The following is a 13,928-nucleotide window of genomic DNA, read 5'->3' on the forward strand; positions in this document are numbered from 1 at the left end:
CGCCGGGGCCGCCAGGACCGGTGCCGCACGTGGATCCCGCCACCCATCGGCGCTCGGGAGGGCCGTCGGCCGGATGGCGGCCGACGGCCCGTCCGGGGGCGCGCGACGGTATTCGTCCGGCCCCGGACCGCATGGTGCTACCTGAACATGCGATCGCTGCTGTTCGCCATGCGATGGGTGCCGCTGTGTGCGTTCACCCAGTCACGAACCATCTTCACGGCGTTGCCGCACTGCCAGTTGTCGTCGTAGTCGCGCACCCCCGTGTAAGCCCCGTAACCCGCGATGATGCCGTCCACGCGTGCGTCACCCAGGAGCTTGTCGACGTACCAAGGGTCGTTGTAGGTGGTCGTCCAGGACAGGGTGGCCGCGAGGCGTCCGGCCGCGCGGTCCGCCGCGCCCTTCTTCAATTCGGCGCACGTGTTCCAGGTGGCCTCGGTGCAGTTGCCAAACCCATTGGAGATGTCGCTGTCTCCGTAGTCCATCGCCCGCCGGCCGGCCGGGAATCCGGAACCGGATCGAGCGAAAGCGTTTTGGACCTGGTCGCGGGTCCCGGTCGTGGTGATGCCCTCCAGCGGGCCGAGCCTGCCCTCCAGACTCTTCCAGCCCCTGCCGCCGACGTCCGGGGTGTTGCCGCCGTGGTACTCGTAGAAGCCGTAGAGCACCTGGATCCCGGCTCCCGTCAGGCGCTGCGCCTTGTCCCGCAGTCCGGCGACGCTGCACGTGCGGTTCGGCGCCTCCCCGCAGTAGTTCGGGTCCTTGATGTCCAGCCACACCAGCGCCAGCCGGCGCCCACGATCGGCGTTGGACAGAATCCGGTCGATCATCGAGTCGAAACCGGGGCCCAACCGATTCTCGCCAGCCGACGAACAGTCGTGCCAGGCACGCCACTCGTTCGGATTCCACCAGGCGCATACATCGATCTCGATGGCGTTCGCACCGTGGTTGATCGCGGCGTCCACGCCGTCGAGTGTGTCGACGCGATGCGCGATGTCATAGATCGCCTGACGCTGATCGGCCGCTGCCGCCGGAGTCGTCCCGAGCGCGGTGGTGGCGAGGAGAGCACACAGGGCGGCCATCAGCGCCAGTAACGTCCGTGGGCGGGTGACACGCCACAGGTGGGGGGTCAAGAAACCACTCCTTCGTATCGGCTTGCCGAAGCGCACAACCATTGGTCGTCGACATTCACGTCGGCGTCGGCGTCGCGCGCGGGGCGCGCCGGATCGGCTGCCGTGGGGTGCGGCGAACAACGCTCGCTCGATGAGCCGATCGGGGTCCCGATCGTGATCACCGCAACCTCGTGGGCAGTTGACGAGTCGGCTGCCGGCGCCGGGTTCTCGACGCGAGCATCCACAAACGTCACGCCGCGGTCACGCTTCAGGTTGCATCGGGATTACGTACGGCCGCCGTGCCGTTCCCGACGGGAGCCGCGGCCCATGGCTCCGGCCGGCCACGCCCGCAGCCGCGCCCGTTCCCCACCGAGGGCGCCAACGCTCGAACACCTCCCCCGGGAGCACCCTCCCCATGAGGCATTTCTCCTCCGGCACCGTTCCCGCTCCCACGACCATCCGCAGCTGTCGGTCGACGAGCAAGTCGGCGTCGGCGCACAGGAAGGGGCGCCAGAAGGCGTGGTCACCCACCCGGACGGCGACCGGTGTGCCGCCGCGGTCTTCGCCCGATCCCGGCTCGGTCCGAACGACGGCGCGATCCACCGCGCCATCGGCACCGTCGTGGCCTGGGTCGTCGCCACTCCGCAGGACCAACGCCATGCTCGGGGCCGTGGACGGCGCGCCGCATCCGGTCCACGAACGTCTCCGGCGTGAATCCGGGCCGCAGCCGTGCCCGCCCGATCCAGCGCTCCTCGGAATCGACGTTGCGCACCCGGAAGGTCGTCGTCCCCGGCCGTACGGCGTCCGCCTCCGGGACGCTCAGTTCGGTCGCCGAGGCGGTCATCTCGACCGGGGTCGGGCGCGTACCCGCAGCCGACGTCGAGGATCCCGCGACCAACACCGCGACGGCCATGGCGGAGGCCGTCGCGCGTGCCGGCGGATCAGGAGAGGTGGGTGAGTTCCACCACGAGTGGGCCGCCGGCCTCGGTGAGGCCCGCTTCGGTCGCGCACTGTGGCTTGGGCAACGGTGACAGCGTCCGAGTGGTGACAGTCGTGTCGCCGGCGAAACGTCCGGACCGGACCTTGCCCCTGAAGACCGCCGACCGCCCTCCGCCGACCGGGGTTTCGACGCCGCCGGATTCCTCGAGCGTGCTGGTGCCGCCGTCGTCCCAGGTGATGGTCGTCGTGCGCGTGCGCGTGCCCCCGTCGCAGCTCATCAGCCCCGACATGGTGGACGTGACGCGGCCCGAGGCGGGCAGCGCGCCACCGAACGGCAGGCAGGACGTCAACTCGCCACTGCCCTCCCCCTCGACCTGACGCAGCGTCGAGTTCAACCCCGGGGTGAAGGTCTCTGTCTGGAACCCGGTACAGGTCTGCACCACGGGCACCGGCAGTGCGCGCGCGGCGGATTCGGCCGAACTCGCGACGCCGGCCACGACGAACGCCGGCACGGCCGCGAGACCGAGGAGCCCCAGGCCCAGAAGTCGTGTGCGGTTCATGGGTCAACCTCGCAGATGGGATGTGACCGTGGCGGCGGAGGGGCCCGGCCCCACCATTGCCGTCCTCGGGTATGGACACGTGGATCGTCGGTTCGCGGCGGACTCCGCAGTCGTGCAACGACGCGGACCCGGAGGGGAGTTACGGCTGATCACCCGAAAGGCTGAAGCGGTGTACGGGCCTCCGGCCGCGGGACGGCGAGCACGGCGAGGACGGCACACGCAGCGTCGCCGAGCGACGTCCGCGGCATCGGGCAAGCCGCGTCGCTTGCGGAGTCCGGATGCGGTACGACCGTGCCCCGCTCGGCCGACGTCATCCTCGGGCGGATTTTACCGGGCCACCCCGGCATCGCTGCGTACTCCAGGGCGTGTCACATCCGGGAGAGGGGATGGATCGCCCGACGGTGGTCACGGCGTTGCCGTAGAGGGTCGGCGGGAACACCGCCTCGAAGGCGAGGGCGCGCTCCTGCCGGGGCCGGCGTGGATCCGCCGACGTGTCGGAACGGCCCGATCCGCACGTCGGTCCGCCGCGTTCGAAGTTCGGCGGGCAGCGCTCGGCCGGACGGCAGGCCATAGTGGACGAGGATGCCGCCCGGAGCCGGCGGATGCGTGCGGGCACCGTCCTCCGAACCGCCCACGGCGTCCGGCGCGTGACGGCCACCGGTGACCGCGCCCGACTCCCGGCACAGGTCCGCGCCGGCGGCGTCGCACACGATGCGCGACACCGCCGTGTTTCGTGCCGCGTTGGGAACGTGCCAGGGAGGCGAAACGACGGTGGCCGTCAACTCCCGCTCGGCCGAGGTTTTTTCCACCGTGCCATGGCGTTACGGTGTGGTTTCCGTAGTGTGTTTCGGATCGGATGAGAGGTGTCGACATGCGCACGACATCGAACGAGATCCCCGCCCGCGAGATCATCGACGCTTGGCGCAGGGGTGCCGAAGCGCCCTGGGGTCTGCCGAACCCGGCCGGCTCCCGCTACACCGGAGGCTCGGCGACCGAGCGCGGACTGACCGAGATCGACGTCGCCGCCCAGACCTGCGGCACGGTGTGCTCGGTCTCCCGCACCCACACGTGTTGTTGAACCGGACGGACCTCCGCACACGATCGTCGTCGCGTCGCGCTTCGTGTTGGAACAACGCATGGTTGAACGACTTGTGGGCCGCGATCTCGTCGGCGTGCCGGACCAGCTCGCGTCCGCGACCCGCTCACACGGGGGCGAAGGCGCAACGGTCGCTATCAGGAATCGAAGTAGGCCCTGGCGACGGCGTAGGTGTCCTCGTAGAGGTGGTAGCGGGTGATCCGACCGTCCCGGACCGTGGTGTGCAGGGCGAACGCGGTATCGATGTCCCGGCCGGTCTTCTTGACCTCGGAGACCATGTGCCCGACGAGAATCACGTCGTCGCCCTCCGCGATCACCTGGTGCAGGTCGAACTCCTTGGGCTGTACGTGGGTTTGGAGCAACTCGAAGAACACCCGCATGCCGTCTGCCGAGTCGACTACCGGTACCCACGGAATGCCCGGCGGGTGCGGGATCGAAAACGACACCGAATCGGCGAACAACGCCGCCGCCTCGGCGCTCCTCCCCTCGGCGAGCAGGGGAAACAGGCGTTGCACGGTCTGCGCCGGTGATTCTGCGGTCATGCGTCGCGACCCTACCGCCACGACGTCATACGAGCGATAGCAACGTGGGGTGGAAACCGGGCCCGAATCGAGCCGCGAACGAGCGAACGCGCCGAATTCGGCTTCGTACCGCCGGGGACGGCCAGGCGTACGCGGTTGTTCGTGCCGGTCTTGCTCGTCATAGCCGCCGAGCAGCGTCATCCGCTCGCGCGGTCCGCCGACGGTCGTGCCCCGGACGGGCCGGCGCGCCGGCCTTCGCCGCCGACGCGCGGGTCGGTCTCTGTGGGCGCCGCGTGGAACCGGGCATCGGCGTAGAGCGGGAGATCCGGCGGGCGGGGAAGCGTTCCACCAGCGGGCCACGTGCGCGTGGCGGAGGATGTGCGTGTCTTCGCCGACCAGGTGGCTCCTCGATACGGGGTCTGGACATCGCCTTCGACAAAGCGGGGATCGGGCGCACCGCGCGGCTGCACGAGCTCGCGATCGAGACGTTCGACGACGTACTGGCGACCAATGCGCGCGGCGGGTTCCTGGCGACGAAGTACGAGTTTCCGCACCTGATCGCCCGCGGAGGCGGGGTCGTGGTCGTCACGTCCTCCTCGGCGGTGGACGTGGCCGCCCGCCCCGCCGGGGCCGCCTACTCGGCGAGCAAGCGCGCTTCAAGGTCTGGTGCAGGCCGTGGCGCTGGGCTACGGCGACCGGGGCATCCGGATCAACGCGATCATGCCGGGCCCGTCGACGCCGCCTTCGTCCGCCCCCTGATCCGGAGGCGGGGTGGTGTGGATCGGGACGGATTTCGATCACTCGGCGGCATCGCCGATGGTGGTACCGCGATGCCGGCCGTGGGCCCGCGCGCCGCGGCGTCCGCGTAGGAGTGGCGCGGTGGGAGTTCGTTGTCAGGGGGCGTACAGGTCGGCGATCAGCGGGGCCAGGTCGGTATTGATGCCTCGAACCAGGGCGTCGATCGCCTCGCGGGCCCGGCTGTACACACCGGGATCCTCTTTTCGGGGGAGCCTCGGCAGTTCCCAGCCGCCCGCGGGGACGACGACGGTCGCGGTCGCCACCACCACCGGACTCTTGCGGCTCGGTTCGCCGACTGCCCGATACGGCCCGGCTCCGGCGTCGTGCACGTCGACGGCCCAGTCTCCGGCGCGGGGCCTGCGGGCCAACGCCTGATGACGGATCGGCAGCACGGCCACGGCGATCGGTCCGCTCTCCTCGTAATCGACCTCGATCCGGATCTGCGCGATATCGGGGCGGAGCCGGACGTACCCCGGCTCCATGATCGGTTCGGTCGCCACACGCCATGCCCAGGCGACGAACTCGCCCACGTCGTCGACCGCGTCGTCCCACTCGGGCAGGTGCTCTCGCAGATACGCGTCGTATCCGGATCCGTCGGCGGCCCGGACGCGGTCGTCCTCCGCCTCGATGCGCACGATCGTGTGGTCGTTCCACTCGTGGCTCGTCGTCACTTGCTTCCCTTTCCATCGGATGGGCTGTTTCCGCCTCGGCAGGGCGTGCTGCGGGGCGGATCGTCCGCCGACTCTTGTCGCAAGGCGCCAAGTTTGGTGGAACGAAGCTACGGTGCACAGGAGTTCGGGCGCACAGTCGATTCTTGGCAAGTACGTCATGGCGTCGCGTATCGACGGCCCACCACTCGCGCCGCGCATCGCCGCCCTCCTGATCGGACGGTCCGACCAAACTCAGTCCGGCGAATTTCCCCTCGCAACGGACGGGTGACCCGCGTGGGATGTCAATCACATTCGGTGGGATAGCCGCAACCCCACGTCACCATCCTCCCCCACCCACCGGCTCGCTACGACACGGATACTCCGCCGCCAACGGAGCCCCGGAGCGACCACGCCCGGAGATTTCCCACCCGGTCGGCAGGTCGAGAACCGCTCATCGCCGCACGTCGAGCCCACCGCGAACGACCCTCACGCCCGCAAGACCGACCCGGGCGACGCCTACGTCACCGACATCCGAGCGAGCGCTTTCCACGCCTCCCGGAACCGCCCTCGACCAGACGGTCCGACCTGGCACGGTTCGGGAGCAATCCCCGCTCGGACAGGCTGCTTGTGTCGGCGTCGAAGCAGCCGCAGCGAACGATGCGTTCCGCTTCGCAACGCCACGTGCACACGCAACCCGCCGACCGCACCGAAGTCGAAGGTCCGCTTTGCTCGTGAACGTGAGCGTCGGCGGGCCCTCGAATGCGTTGGCGTGGGCGGAGTTTCCGTACCCGGGGCAGGGTGGCGGCCGGCCTTCGGGCCGGCCGAGGGTCGCAACGGGGTCAACGGTATCCGGCGCGGTGTCGGTACACGTCGTAGAGCAGCCAGTGGTGGGGGGAGTCCTCGTCGGCGGGATCCAGGCGCTGGAGGGTCTCGTCGCCGCGGGGGTCGTCGCGCAGGGCCAATCGTGCCGCAGCCTCCACACGTACGTACTCGACCGGGTCGACGAGGCGTGCCGCGAGCAGGTCCGCGATGTCGGGGGTGTCCGGTGGGGCGAAGGCGAGGGCACGGCAGGCCAGTTGGCGAACCGTCGCGTCCGTGTCCTCGATCCGCTCCGCCACCGCGGGCAGCGCTCCGGCGCTCCTTCTTTCGATCGCGGTGCCCAGTCCGTTCGTCGCCCGCCGCCGGACTTCGGCGTCGACGTGGCGGGAGAGTACGCGAAGTGCCTCATCGGTGCGTGAGTCCTGGGTGTCGACCAGGCCGGCGGTGAGGATCCGGGCCACGCGGGGGTCCGGCTCGTGTGCCGCCCAGGGCAGGAACAGGTCGACGAGCGGCCGGTCGTAGGGGGTGCCCTCGTCCTCGTCGAACAGGTTCGTGCAGCGGAGCACGTCCGCGCCGAAGCGCCGCTCCAACGGGTCCGACCGGTCGCACAGGCCGATGGCGGCGTCCCACACGGTCGGGTCGTGACGCGTCACGAGCGTGTACACCGTCGCCCACCACACCTCGTGGTCGACATCGGGTTCCGCCAGGGCACGCGAGAGCAACTCCTCGAAGGACGGACGGATCCCGTACAGCGGCTCCAATGAGGTGAGGATGGCGGTGTGTCCGTCCCTGATCGTCAGGCCCCCCGACGACAGTTCCCCACAGGACGTCCCGGAGTACGACTGCCGAACGGTTCTGCGCGCGACCTGCGCCGAACCGCTTCTGCGGCGCAACTCCGTCTCGACGCCCGTCTCGTGCCAATACCGGGCCAACGCAAGGGCGTCACGCCCCTCGGCATCCGCGATCCACAGCTTGGCCCCGCCCCCGATGAGACTGTCCGTGATCTCGCAGGCGCCCCGGTCGATCGCGCGCAACAACGGCGTGCGGCCGTCCGGCGCGGCGTGGTCCGGACGAGCCTGCGCGAGCAGCACGTCGACCACGGGAAGGTCGAAGGCGTCCACCGCCAGGCACAACGCCGGAGTGCCGCACTCGTCGACAGCGTCGGGATCGGCACCCGCGTCCAACAACGCGCCCGTCAGCCTCGCGTCCCCACTGCGCACTGCGGCTATCAGTGGCTCCACGCCCAAGGATTCCCCTCCGCTTCGACAAGCCGCTCCCCGACCCGCCACGTTTCGGGGCCGAAACCAGGATGCCGCAGGATGCCGGCGGATGGGCTCTTCCTCTGCGTCGGCACCACACGGTAAGGAACCGGGCCCGAGTTCGAGCACGATACCCAACGGATCCGGGCTCGGCGAGTTCTTCTCATGTCTCCATCCGCTCGCGTGAAGCCGAACGAACCCGGCCGGACGGGGGAGGGCGTGCCGAGAGGCTTTGCCTAACGGTCGACCCACGATCGTCCGCGCTCGGATAGCTTCCGGATATCCACCGAAGACGACGAATGGGCTGCCTGCGCCATGGCGTGGACAGCCCATCGGGAGGTACGTGATGGAGTCGATCGACATCGTGGGGATGGCGGCCGCGCTCGCGACCCCCTGGAGTTCCCACTCCGTGGGGAAGGTGGGCACGGCCCGTGTCAACGTCCTGCGTATGGACGGCGATCCGGTCCGGGAGGAGGCCCACGAAGGCGACGAGATGCTCTTGGTGCTCGACGGTCGACTGGAACTGCTGGTGGAGGGCGCCGAGGTCACCGTCGGGGCAGGCGGGATGTACCGGGTGCCGGCAGGCGCGCGACACGCTGTGCGCCCCGGCAGCTGCGGCACGTTGGTGATCCTGGAGGAATCCGGGGTGTGACGAGGGACCGCCGACGTGGGCCCGTTTGTATGTCGCCTGCCGATGGGGATCACTGCGGGGCTTTTTCGGGGTTCTTTGCTGCCTGTGTCGGCCAGAGCAATGCCTGGGCGACGATGATGTTGTCGCCGTCGAAGGTGACGGCGGGGCCTTCGTGCAACGCGTAGCCAAGAGTTATTGCTTCGCTCACCCGCCGGCAGAACCCGACGTCGTCCGGCCCGGTAATGACGCGATAGACCGGCAATCCGTCGGGCGGCGTGCTCATGAGGGGGAACCTTCCCGGCGTGCCCGCCGCCCACCGATTCGGTGGGACGGTCCGTCCTGATGTCGTCGCTTCCCGGGACGCTGGGCTGGTGCCACGGCAGGCTCGGGGGCGGTCGCGCGAATGCGTGAAGTGCGATGGCCGAGGCTCATGGTGGGGGTCTCGCTTTCTCTCGGGTTGGACGAGGAGGGTCGAGCGGGGCGGCCGTGAATCGGGATCGGCCGTGGCGGTGCGTGGAGTTGCCCTCAGGCCCATGGGCGACTCGCCGGTGCGGCTTCGGGGCGGATTCCCGTTGATCGCCGTGTGGGAGGGGCCGGGTGGCGGGACGGTCACGGTGGTGGGTCGGCCGCGGTGGACCGGGCCGGGGGCTCGACGGTCGCGTCGACGGCCGGCCGGGGCGGGCCCGTGTGTGGGTATCGCCCGTGGGTCGGCTCTCCGTTCCACGACGATCTCCACGTTGTGCGCGAAGTCGCCATCCGTCCCGGCTCGGGTGCGGCGAGGGCACGTGCACGGTGGCGAGGACGCCCTCGGCCGAGGGGCCTGAAGACGGTCGAGTGAGAAGTGCATGCGCCATGCGAGGAGGCTATGAACGCCGTCCGGCACTCGGACAGTGGTACTCGTGCCATATGTCGCCGGCATCGTGCCACATCCGCGTCGAGGCTGTGGGCGCCGGACACGTGTGGTGACGGCGTGGGCGGACGCGGCGGCCACGTGTTCGCGATGGCCGTCCCTCGCGTCGGGGGCGCCGGGTTTCGGCGCGGGGTGTATCCGCGTTCCGTGCTCGCCGATCTCCGGGACGGCGCCGCGTGGAACACGATGGCGGTCGCTTTCGTGGAAGAGGCCCGTGCGGGCCGAGGACGTCGAAGCCGCCGAACGTCGGGGCGCCCACCTCACACACACGGCGTGAGCCTGGCCGGTGGCGGGGCGAGTCGCGGGCTCCGGCGAGGTTCGGGTGTGGACGAGGCGGTCGAGGGCGGTGAGCTCGTGGGCGACTGTGACGAGCCAGGTGTATCGGTTCCGGTTTCACGAATGCGGCCTGCCCGGCGACCATGGAAGGGAGCGCCTGTGGTCCGCGCGGAGTTGGTGGCCGGCGACTACAGATTCGCCGCTCTGGATGAGTCCCGGCGCACGCGCCTACCGACCCTGCGGCTGCGCGGTCGGGGGGACGCGGACGAGAAGGGCGGTCCCGTCGAGTTCGACTACGCCGACGAGGGTGGTGCGGTTCGTTGGTATGTGCGTGGGCTTGGATCCCGGCGGTCGTTGACCATCTCTTACGTCGATGTCGGGGCCCAGGTGGCCTGGCCGCGCAAGGCGTCGTGATCCGTGATTGTGGGGTCGTGGCCGGTGACGGTGCCGCTGCGGTCGACGAAGTGCGCGGCGCTGACGAATACGTAGTCGAGTTTGACGGGTGTGGCTTTCGCGGTGGCGAACGTGGGCGCGCCGCTGCGGCATTGCGCGGCGGAGGAAGGGCAGTTCGGGGTGTAGTACGCCTTGTTGGCATCGTCGACCTCGACGAATCGTCCGTGGCCGCCGGTGTGGGAGTACATGCCGTCCAGGCCCGGATGGTCGGGCGTGAGGTTGAGATCCCCGCCGACGATCACCGGCGTACCCGAGCGCACGACCTCGTCGACGATTGCGGCGAGCCTTCGATTCTGTTCCACGCCGACGTCGTCGGGGCTGGGATGTCCGCTGCACACGTGGACGCGACGATCTCGCAGCGCGGTGTCGGTGCACAGCAGGCCGAACTGTTCGCGTGTGGTGTTCGGGGTCGTCAGGTTGTGGAACGTGCCCGGGCCGACCGGGCCCTTGACGAGGACCGCGATGCCTTCGGGGGCTTCGCCTCGGCTGTCGGGTCGGCAGCCGGAACCCTCGTCCAGTTGGCTATGGAAGACGCCGGTGTAGCCGCGTGGGCCGAGGTCGGCCAGAAGTGTCTCGAACTGCACACCGCATACCTCGCTCAGGAACACCGCGTCGCTGTTCCAGGAGGTGATCTCTTGTTCGACCTTCGCGACTCGGCGGGTGACCTCTCCCCCTATCGACGGATCCTCGGTACAACCGCTCCAGCCACCACAGATGTTGTACTGAAGAAAGTGCAGGGGAGGTCGGGTGTCCGTGGTGGGGTTCTGTGCGGCGGTTGCGGAGAATCCGGGCAGCAGGCAGAGCGCCAATACGGCGAGCAGGAGCGGTCTGGCGCGCACGGGCGTCCCTTCATGGCGCACTTCGCCGGCAACCGACGTTTGGGCACACGGAGTTCGCGACATGGTCGGTTGTCCCGGCGTCGCCGGTGACGACATCGACCATCGACTTTCCCTTGATGATCACACGAGCATTTCCGGATTCCGTGCAGGCGCGACCGACAACCATCCGACGAACGATGGCCGACCGCGACCAACGGGTCGAAGCGGTGCCGGCCTCCAGGCGGATCGAACCAGCCCTTCACGGCCATCGCGCGCCCGCCCCGACAACCACTCGGAACCTCGAATCGGGCCTGGACACCCCCCTGCGGCCCTCACGCCCCGCCGGAGTGGACGAGCCGCCGTGCTCGGCGTGTGGGAAGGGGACGTTGCGGCCGGATGTGGTCCTGTTCGGCGAGCACCCGGACCGCGACCTCCTCGGGCGTGCGGCGAACGCCGTGCGGGCGGCCGCGGTATTGCTTGTGATCGGAACGTCGTTGGAGGTGCGGCCGGCCGCCGACCTGTGCGCCACCGCGATCGCGTGCGGTGTCGAGTTGATGATCGTCAATGCCGAACCCACACCGTACGACGACGCCGCAAGCACCGTTCTGCGGGGCGACGTCGAGGTGGTCGTGCCGCGACTGGTGACCGCGCTCGTGGCCGGGGGAACGCCGACCCGGTGAGCCGTCCGCGTCCACCGGGCCCGGCCACGCGGTCGGCCGGCGGCGATCCGATCGGTGTACCGCGCTCGAAGATCGGTGGGCAGCCGGAGGATTCGGGCGTGCTGCGGAGACCGACCCGATCAGGATCGATCGGCGAGCCACCCGCCGGGCTCACTCGTCCTCGTAGTACCTGTCGTAGCCGGCCGACAGTTCCTCCACCGAGAAACCCTCGAACGCCCCCTCCGATTCGAGCTCGCGCAGACGGCTCAGCACCACCGGCGCAGACGGCGAGGGGTGGGCCGAGAGGTGGGTCTTCGTCGGCTCGAGTCCGTGGCCGAGAAGAAGCTCGATGTCGATCGGGCACGCCGCGTCGAAGCCGGCTTCCTTGGCGCTCCAGATGAGCAGAACGTCGTCGAGGTCGCCCTGTTGAACAGTTGAACGCAGCAGAGCTTCATCAGTTCGGTGTCGCCCTCGCCCTGTGCGCGCCGCTCGCGTTCCGTATGCTCGCCGAGCAGTTGACGGATCTCGTCGAGGTGCGCGCGATCGGGGCGGAGCCCGAAGCGGCGCAGGCTCTCCTCTTCGTCCATCGGTGGTGTCCCCCTGGTCGTCCGGCACCGTCCGTAGCCCATCGTCCCTCGACACACACCCGAGTTGATGCCAAGGTCGAGATCGGGGTGTTCGTGGACCGGGCCCGACACTCCGGAACCGGCCGTACGTAGTGCTCGCCGAGCTGTGCGGGCGACGCCGCACGCCGTAGATTCACCCCGTGCCCACGACGCGGCGGGGTGGGCGGGAGGGCTGGAGACAGTTTTGCGGGACGGTTTCTCCGACGGATTTTTTACCCGGGTGGCACACGAGACACATCCGGTGGACCTGATGTGTCTGTATCTGCTCCATGGGTCGCTCGATCGTATCCCCGGTCTGTTGGTCGATCGTGAGACGCTGTCGTTCGAGCACCTGAGCCGGCGGGTCCGTCCGGTGAGCCGGTCCAGCCGTGACGACGCGGACATGTTCTCGCTCTGGGTCCGGAGGAAGATCCAAGGGCGGCTGTACGGCTTGGAGTTCCGAATCTACTTCAACGCCGGTGAACCCTGTACCGACGCGGTGATTCCGTTCGGAGCATCTGTCGAGTTGCCCCGGTTCCTGCACCACCTTCGCGGCTGCTACGGCTCGGGAGCGGCTCCGGGGGACTGGGACTTCGAGGTGTACACCGATGTGCGTGATCTCCGGGAGAGTGTCGTGCTGTTCGGCAACCGGCGTGAGGTCTGGTTCCAGGTCAACCGCGGCCCGGTCGTGGCCGGCGGGTCCAGGTTGACCCCTTGGCACCGGGGTCGGCTGGTTACCGGCCGCCTGCACGGCAACCGGTTCGGGACGAATACCCAACTGCACGCGGGAAGCGTGATGTTCCCCGACCGCCTCGCCGCCGTCGTCGGGGAATCAGCCGAGGCGCGGGCTTATCGGCGGTACGTGGCCCGGCTGCGCGATCCTCTCCCCTCGCGGCCGGGACATCTGGTCCGGCCCTACCGGCCCGCCTCGGATCGGTCCGCACCACCCCGGCCGCCGTCTGCTCGCCCGTTCGGCGGATAGGCGGCCGATCGGACGTACGGATCCGGCCCCGGCCCGGTCACCGGCACCACGGCGGCCGGGCTCGGGTGGGCCGCGACGGTCCTCTCCGTATCGGCCTTCGAAAACCATTCCCGGCCGGCGTCGATCGCTATCGCTGAGGGCGCGGCGTGCGGCGCCGCCCTCCTCGTCGCCTACCGACCTCGATACTGGCCCCGACCCACCCGCCTGGACCTCGGACAACTGCGCACACCACACGGCCGACGCAGGGCCCTCACGGGAATGACACTCAGGCTCACGGTCGTGTTCGCCTTCGTGACCGCAGTCGATACCGCGAGCGGCGTCGCGTCCGCGGACACGCTCGCGGACCTGATCGTGTTCGGGCTCCCGTTCGCGCTCAGTGCCGGGTTGAGCAACGACGGTGGGACGGAGATCAAGGACCCACGCGACCTCGTCCGAGCCGACCTCGGATACGTTCTCGCCTTCGGATTCGCCGTCGCAGTCGCGGCCGGGATCATTGCCGGCGTGGTCGCGCAGGACGCGTCCGGGGTCGTCGAGAGAGTCGAAACCGGGGTCTTGAAGGGGACCGGATTCGCGCTCTTGGCCGGGTCGACGTTCGGGCTTTTGCGGGCAGCCGCCGGGATGCGCTATCTGATGTTCCTCTTGTGTGTCCGAGTCGGGCCACGTGCACTGCCGTGGCGCCTGGGCCGGTTCCTGCACTGGGCCACCGGAGCGGGACTCATGCGTACCTCGGGAATCGCCTACCAGTTCCGCCACCGCGAACTCCAGGACTGGCTCGCACGCAACCCCACCCCCCGCCCCTGACCGTCGCACCCGCCATACGCGCGACGACCTCCCGGTTCCGAAGAA

General features: G+C 69.5%; 13 protein-coding genes. 6 read left to right on the forward strand and 7 right to left on the reverse strand.

The features are described from left to right. Nucleotides 1–137: 137 nt before the first annotated feature. Nucleotides 138–1,127, reverse strand: coding sequence for a phospholipase (locus ACH4XV_RS30445; RefSeq protein ID WP_395795352.1), 990 nt, complete (start codon nt 1,125–1,127; stop codon nt 138–140). Between the two features lie 920 nt (nt 1,128–2,047). Beyond that, complete coding sequence (locus ACH4XV_RS30450) at nt 2,048–2,605, reverse strand: hypothetical protein (protein WP_395795354.1); 558 nt, start codon at nt 2,603–2,605, stop codon at nt 2,048–2,050. Between the two features lie 871 nt (nt 2,606–3,476). On the opposite strand from ACH4XV_RS30450, the gene ACH4XV_RS30455 reads away from it, so the two are divergent. Next, nucleotides 3,477–3,683 carry a DUF6229 family protein gene (locus tag ACH4XV_RS30455; RefSeq protein WP_395795356.1) on the forward strand — a complete coding sequence of 69 codons (207 nt, stop codon included), beginning with the start codon at nt 3,477–3,479 and terminating at the stop codon, nt 3,681–3,683. 155 nt (nt 3,684–3,838) lie between these two features. Here the strand turns inward: ACH4XV_RS30455 and ACH4XV_RS30460 are convergent, their stop codons facing one another. Next, nucleotides 3,839–4,243 carry a nuclear transport factor 2 family protein gene (locus ACH4XV_RS30460; RefSeq protein ID WP_395795358.1) on the reverse strand — a complete coding sequence of 135 codons (405 nt, stop codon included), beginning with the start codon at nt 4,241–4,243 and terminating at the stop codon, nt 3,839–3,841. A 272-nt stretch (nt 4,244–4,515) separates the two neighbouring features. Between ACH4XV_RS30460 and ACH4XV_RS30465 the strand changes: the two genes are divergently transcribed. After that, a complete protein-coding gene (locus ACH4XV_RS30465; RefSeq protein WP_395795360.1) occupies nt 4,516–5,091 on the forward strand; it encodes an SDR family NAD(P)-dependent oxidoreductase in 576 nt (191 codons plus the stop codon). 24 nt (nt 5,092–5,115) lie between these two features. Here ACH4XV_RS30465 and ACH4XV_RS30470 read toward each other — a convergent pair whose 3' ends face one another. After that, a complete protein-coding gene (locus ACH4XV_RS30470) occupies nt 5,116–5,691 on the reverse strand; it encodes a hypothetical protein (protein WP_395795362.1) in 576 nt (191 codons plus the stop codon). Nucleotides 5,692–6,509: 818 nt separating this feature from the next. Then, a complete protein-coding gene (locus ACH4XV_RS30475) occupies nt 6,510–7,730 on the reverse strand; it encodes a HEAT repeat domain-containing protein (RefSeq protein WP_395795364.1) in 1,221 nt (406 codons plus the stop codon). Between the two features lie 364 nt (nt 7,731–8,094). Here ACH4XV_RS30475 and ACH4XV_RS30480 point away from each other — a divergent pair, with 364 nt between their 5' ends. Beyond that, nucleotides 8,095–8,400, forward strand: a complete 306-nt coding sequence (locus ACH4XV_RS30480) for a cupin domain-containing protein (protein ID WP_395795366.1) — start codon at nt 8,095–8,097, stop codon at nt 8,398–8,400. A 49-nt stretch (nt 8,401–8,449) separates the two neighbouring features. Here ACH4XV_RS30480 and ACH4XV_RS30485 read toward each other — a convergent pair whose 3' ends face one another. After that, nucleotides 8,450–8,662: a DUF1737 domain-containing protein gene (locus tag ACH4XV_RS30485; RefSeq protein WP_395795368.1), complete on the reverse strand. Its 213-nt coding sequence runs from the start codon at nt 8,660–8,662 to the stop codon at nt 8,450–8,452. A 1,268-nt stretch (nt 8,663–9,930) separates the two neighbouring features. Beyond that, on the reverse strand, nt 9,931–10,857 hold the full coding sequence (locus tag ACH4XV_RS30490) for an endonuclease/exonuclease/phosphatase family protein (protein WP_395795370.1): 927 nt from the start codon (nt 10,855–10,857) through the stop codon (nt 9,931–9,933). Nucleotides 10,858–11,033: 176 nt separating this feature from the next. Between ACH4XV_RS30490 and ACH4XV_RS30495 the strand changes: the two genes are divergently transcribed. The 3 genes from ACH4XV_RS30495 to ACH4XV_RS30505 all read left to right on the forward strand — a co-directional run bounded on the left by ACH4XV_RS30495 (nt 11,034) and on the right by ACH4XV_RS30505 (nt 13,883). Next, nucleotides 11,034–11,516 carry a Sir2 family NAD-dependent protein deacetylase gene (locus ACH4XV_RS30495; RefSeq protein WP_395795372.1) on the forward strand — a complete coding sequence of 161 codons (483 nt, stop codon included), beginning with the start codon at nt 11,034–11,036 and terminating at the stop codon, nt 11,514–11,516. A gap of 825 nt (nt 11,517–12,341) precedes the next feature. Further along, nucleotides 12,342–13,082, forward strand: a complete 741-nt coding sequence (locus ACH4XV_RS30500; RefSeq protein WP_395795374.1) for a hypothetical protein — start codon at nt 12,342–12,344, stop codon at nt 13,080–13,082. Between the two features lie 291 nt (nt 13,083–13,373). Beyond that, on the forward strand, nt 13,374–13,883 hold the full coding sequence (locus ACH4XV_RS30505) for a hypothetical protein (RefSeq protein ID WP_395795376.1): 510 nt from the start codon (nt 13,374–13,376) through the stop codon (nt 13,881–13,883). Nucleotides 13,884–13,928 lie beyond the last annotated feature (45 nt).

It is taken from the genome of Embleya sp. NPDC020630, assembly GCF_044334985.1.
Taxonomy (GTDB): Bacteria; Actinomycetota; Actinomycetes; order Streptomycetales; family Streptomycetaceae; genus Embleya.

What these genes read in the sequence shown, in the direction of transcription:
- ACH4XV_RS30450 (WP_395795354.1), bottom strand. Translation starts at nt 2,605, where the DNA reads ATGAACCGCACACGACTTCTGGGCCTGGGGCTCCTCGGTCTCGCGGCC.
- ACH4XV_RS30455 (WP_395795356.1), top strand. Translation starts at nt 3,477, where the DNA reads ATGCGCACGACATCGAACGAGATCCCCGCCCGCGAGATCATCGACGCT.
- ACH4XV_RS30460 (WP_395795358.1), bottom strand. Translation starts at nt 4,243, where the DNA reads ATGACCGCAGAATCACCGGCGCAGACCGTGCAACGCCTGTTTCCCCTG.
- ACH4XV_RS30480 (WP_395795366.1), top strand. Translation starts at nt 8,095, where the DNA reads ATGGAGTCGATCGACATCGTGGGGATGGCGGCCGCGCTCGCGACCCCC.
- ACH4XV_RS30485 (WP_395795368.1), bottom strand. Translation starts at nt 8,662, where the DNA reads ATGAGCACGCCGCCCGACGGATTGCCGGTCTATCGCGTCATTACCGGG.
- ACH4XV_RS30495 (WP_395795372.1), top strand. Translation starts at nt 11,034, where the DNA reads ATGGCCGACCGCGACCAACGGGTCGAAGCGGTGCCGGCCTCCAGGCGG.